This window comes from Streptococcus oralis, assembly GCF_001578945.1.
GTDB classification, from domain to species: Bacteria; Bacillota; Bacilli; order Lactobacillales; family Streptococcaceae; genus Streptococcus; species Streptococcus oralis_Q.
This window is the reverse complement of record NZ_KQ969551.1, coordinates 203,355-207,851: the sequence shown is the minus strand read 5'-3', so window position 1 is coordinate 207,851 and position 4,497 is coordinate 203,355. Positions and strand designations below refer to the sequence as shown.

Annotated in this window: 3 protein-coding genes and 2 pseudogenes; 1 reads left to right on the top strand and 4 read right to left on the bottom strand. The window is 41.1% G+C overall.

The features are described 5' to 3' along the window. Positions 1–747, bottom strand: a 747-nt coding sequence (locus SORDD16_RS03710) for a Cof-type HAD-IIB family hydrolase (RefSeq protein ID WP_241733963.1), incomplete at its 3' end; no start/stop codon positions are given. After that, the gene (locus SORDD16_RS03705; protein ID WP_061452425.1) at positions 747–1,538 is read right to left on the bottom strand and encodes a Cof-type HAD-IIB family hydrolase; all 792 of its coding nucleotides are present in this window, start codon (positions 1,536–1,538) and stop codon (positions 747–749) included. The genes SORDD16_RS03710 and SORDD16_RS03705, both read right to left, overlap by 1 nt. A 145-nt stretch (positions 1,539–1,683) precedes the next feature. On the opposite strand from SORDD16_RS03705, the pseudogene SORDD16_RS03700 reads away from it, so the two are divergent. Next, positions 1,684–2,314 (top strand): annotated as a pseudogene (locus SORDD16_RS03700) (VIT1/CCC1 transporter family protein). A 42-nt stretch (positions 2,315–2,356) separates the two neighbouring features. Here the strand turns inward: SORDD16_RS03700 and SORDD16_RS03695 are convergent. Beyond that, positions 2,357–4,345, bottom strand: a complete 1,989-nt coding sequence (locus tag SORDD16_RS03695; RefSeq protein ID WP_061452424.1) for an FtsX-like permease family protein — start codon at positions 4,343–4,345, stop codon at positions 2,357–2,359. A 1-nt stretch (position 4,346) separates the two neighbouring features. Beyond that, positions 4,347–4,497: pseudogene (locus SORDD16_RS03690) on the bottom strand (ABC transporter ATP-binding protein); the annotation flags it as partial.

The window sequence follows — 4,497 nt, the reverse complement described above, 5'->3', positions numbered from 1 at the left end:
CACATTTGCAACTGCCTTAACCGCTGGAACTGCATTTTGCATGGCAACTCCCAGACCCGCCCACTCAATCATGGAAAGGTCATTGGCCTCGTCACCACAAGCCATAACTTGACTTTGTTCGATTCCTAGATGTTTAATTAATTTTGCTAAGCCTGTTGCCTTATGAACATTCTTAGGAGACCATTCCAGCAACATATCCCGTGATTTAAAGATCTCATATTGGTCAAACAATTCTGGAAAAATCTGTTGAATCGCTACATCCAAAGGTTCTTGGGCAAAGGCAGTCACACATTTATTATACGTCATCTGACTAGATAGATCTTCAAAAGCGACAGGCACAAAAGTCAAGGCAGGGTTGAACTTAGCATAGAGACTTTCTTGGTCCGATTGGATTTGATAGACGGTTCCTTCTGAAATGGCATCTAACGGTAATCCCAGTTTTTCAGTTTCCTCGTACAAGCGTGCCACATCGTCGATAGAAAAGACTGTTTTATCGAGAATCTCTCCCGTATTTTTCTGTACCAGACCACCATTAAAGGTGATGGTGTACTCGTCCTCCTGACCATCAGTCCCCAGCTCATGGAGAAAGAAATCCATAGCCTTCAAAGGACGCCCTGTTGTCAGTACGACCTTGATGCCACGATCACGCGCAGTTTTGAGAACTGCCTTGGTACGATCTGTCAGCTTTTTATCCGTTGTCAGCAAGGTACCATCCAAGTCCAATGCAATCAATTTAATATCTGCCATTACAAGCCCTCCATATAAAACATCACTGACTGGTTCTTATGGTGGCCAATCACTGCTTCTGCTAATTCTAAAATCTCTGGTCGCGCATTTTCAGGAGCGATTGGGTGCCCCACAACCTGCATCATGTGAAGGTCATTGAGATTATCTCCAAACGCCATAACCTGATCCATGGTCAGACCAAGTTTTTTTGCCAGCTCAACAATAGCCACACCCTTATCAACATAGTCCAAGACAATATCGATGGATTCAAAACCTGTTGTCATGGCCTTCACACCAGGAACATTTTCGTTGACCCAGGCCTCACCAGCTTCTATCGTTTCTTCAGTAAAGTTAGTAGTGAATTTGAAAATATCATCTGTGATCTCTTCCAGACTGCCCACTTTTTGAATGTTTTCATTGTAGTGACGGCTAAACATCAGATAGGTCTCATCCACTGTGTCCAAAACATAACAAGCTTTTTTCCCAGTCAAGAGCATTTTTCTTTCATCAAAATAAGGTGATTTCTTTAAAGCTTCAAAAGTGCTCAAGTAAAAATCCCGAGACATAGTAGCCTCGTACAGATCTTCTCCATGGAACTCAACGAGACTACCATTCTCAGCGATAAAGATGATCTCGTCGCGTACTTCTGCAAAGAGTTTTTCAAGTGACAGAAGTCCACGCCCCGAAGCCACTGCAAAATAAATGCCCTTTTTCTTATAGGAAACAAGTACGTTTTTGAGACGTTCCATATCAAACTGTCCCTTTCCATCTAGAAAGGTTCCATCCATATCTGTTGCTACAAGTTTAATCATAAAATCCTTCGTTCTCCAATTGATAAATCCACCTTCTATTATACCATAGATAAGCTGAAAAAGGACTAGTACACTAGGACTGACCGCTAGATACCCCCTACTTTTTCGATAAAATTGCAGACATCTCAATAACCTACGTACGGGTATTCTCGGTGCCAATGATGAGATTATTTTTATCGCTGGAGTCGTTATCAGGGTTGCCAGTGCGACAAGCAATATCTAGATTATATTTTTATCAGGATTGGCCGCTATCCTCGCTGGTGCTTTTTCTATGGCCGGTGGCGAATATGTCTCTGTATCCACTCAGAAAGACACGGAAGAAGCTGCTGTCGCTAGAGAGCAATTACTCTTAGATAAAGACATCGAATCTGCAAAACAATCCCTCTATGCTGCTTACCTTCAAAATGGTGAGTGTGAAACGTCCGCCCAACTCTTGACCAATAAGGCCTTTTTAAAAAATCCACTCAAAGCCTTGGTTGAGGAAAAGTATGGGATCGAGTACGAAGAGTTTACCAATCCTTGGCATGCTGCGATCTCTAGCTTTATCGCCTTTGTACTGGGAAGTCTTCCTCCTATGCTTTTAATCACCGTCTTTCCAAGTGACTATCGCATCCCTGCTACTGTTTTTATCGTGACCCTTTCCCTTAATCGTCACTGGCTATACCAGTGCTAAACTAGGCAAGGCACCTACGAAAACTGCTATGATCCGTAACCTCTCTATCAGACTTCTGACCATGGGAGTGACTTACCTGTTTGGACAACTCTTCAGCATTTAGGATAAAAGAAATACCTCGATTTCGAATATCGAGGTATCTTTTTTACATTTGCACAATCTTTCGATAGCTTCTTGAGGTAATCATAAAGATCAAGACGTAGACGATGAGGAAGATGGTACAAATGGAAAGTGTGACAGTCAACATCATAGTCGCATCTAGCACCCCAATGACTTTTAGGATGAGGCTAAGCATATGATAGGCAAAAGCAAGGTGTAGAAAGGCAAAAAGCAAAGGAAGGAAGAAAACAGTTAGCACCTGTTTATTGATGGTTTGCTTGATTTGCTTTTGATCGAGACCGACCTTTTGCAAAATGATAAAGCGTTCACGGTCTTCATAACCTTCAGAGATTTGTTTGTAGTAGATGACGAGAACAGTTCCCACCATAAAGATAACAGAGAGGAAGATACCGATGAAGAATACTCCACCAAAGAGAGCACTCATCTGCGCACTACTATCAGCCAGATTGCTTCCGTAAACATAACTTCCTTCTTTGTTTATTTCCCTATTAAAGTTGTTAACGAATTTTGAATAGTCATCTGCAATTTTAAGCTGCTCGTCCTCGCTAGCCGTTACATCCATACCACCGTAGTATTGATTAAAGATGGAAGAATTAGGATACTGGTCAAGAAAGGCTTGTAGGTCAGGAACAACCAGATAGTTATAGTCCGAAGTTAGAATATTGTACTGGTTTGGGACATGTTCAAGAATAAAATCTTTTTTGATTTCTTCCTTGATCGTGTAGGTCTGGTCATTCAGAGTCAGTTCTTTCTGTCCTTGAAGTTCTTTGTTTTTAGTAAACAATCCCACTTCCTTTCCTGAAAGTGCGAGTTTCTGACCCGTCATATTCTCGTAGTCTTTTTGGTCAAAGACCATAAAAACAGTTTTCGGTTGAACACGATTTTGACCTTTGTCAAAGATTGTCAATTTCGTACCTTCTTGATTTGCCACACCAAAGTTACTGTATGTAAGGACTTCTTTCTTTGTAACAGTTAATCCTTTATCACTAGCATATTGATTCAATAATTTTTCTATGTCTTCTTTTTCAACATTCTGACCTGTAATTCCAAAATTATGTGGATTCATGACTTTCTTGAAAGTTTCAGAACCCTTGAAGACACTAGTTGCAGCAGACATGGTTACCAAGACCATGGTTGAGAGAATAGCAATTGTTGCCAGACCAACCGCATTTTTCTTCATACGGAAGATGAGATTGGATACGGAAATCATGTTATTGGGTTGGTAATAATAACGCTTGTTTTTCTTCAAGTTTTGTAGGAAAACTGTAATCCCTGCATTAAACAAGAGATAGGTACCAAAGATTACCAGCAAAACTGCTACGAAGAAAATCATAAGGGCAGTTAGGGGATTTTCAACAGCAACTGCTAGGTAGTAACCTGAACCTAAGCTAATCAGACCTAGAATAGTTTGAAGACTTAAGAAACGTCCTTTTTTCTCACCACTAGCTTTTTCACGAGAAAGCTGAAGGGCATTCATGCGCGCGATGCGAAAGGCATTGATAAAAATCAAACCTAGGAAGATAGCTCCAAAGACGATGAGAACTAGGATAAAGACAATTGGTTGGAAAGTCGAAACGAGCTCCACTTTCATTTTCATTAACTTCAAAAGAAGGGCAAAGATTAGCTTATCAAAGAGTGCTCCTAGACTAAGTCCCGCTGTCAAGGTTAGGGAACCAAATATAACAAGTTCCTTAAAAACCATACTAATCAAATGGCGCTTTTCGAGACCCAGCATACCATATACACCCAGCTCCTTGGAACGGTTCTTCATGACGAAACTATTGGCATAAAGGACAATAATTCCAGAAGCGATGGTAACAACCACCATACCGAGAGCAAGGGTCATAGAGATACTTTCTCCCCCTCGGATCTTGCCTATGTTAGGATTAAGTGACAATGAGTAAAAGAGATAGGTGATGGTCACTGCTAAGAGAACAGCAAGGGCAAAGGGATAGTAGAGTTTGCGGTTTTTAATCAAGTTGGATACCGCTAACTTATTGGTTAATCGGAACATACTAATTCACCTCGCTTGCCATGACAGTCAAGGTATCAGAGATTTCTTGAAACATCTGACGTTCTGTCTTGTCTCCACGGTAGATTTGGTTGTAAAGAATACCGTCCTTGATAAAGAGAACGCGCTTAGCCCTGCTAGCTGCCGCCGTTGAG

Coding starts and splice junctions, on each gene's coding strand:
- SORDD16_RS03705 (WP_061452425.1), bottom strand. CDS start 1,538: ATGATTAAACTTGTAGCAACAGATATGGATGGAACCTTTCTAGATGGA.
- SORDD16_RS03695 (WP_061452424.1), bottom strand. CDS start 4,345: ATGTTCCGATTAACCAATAAGTTAGCGGTATCCAACTTGATTAAAAAC.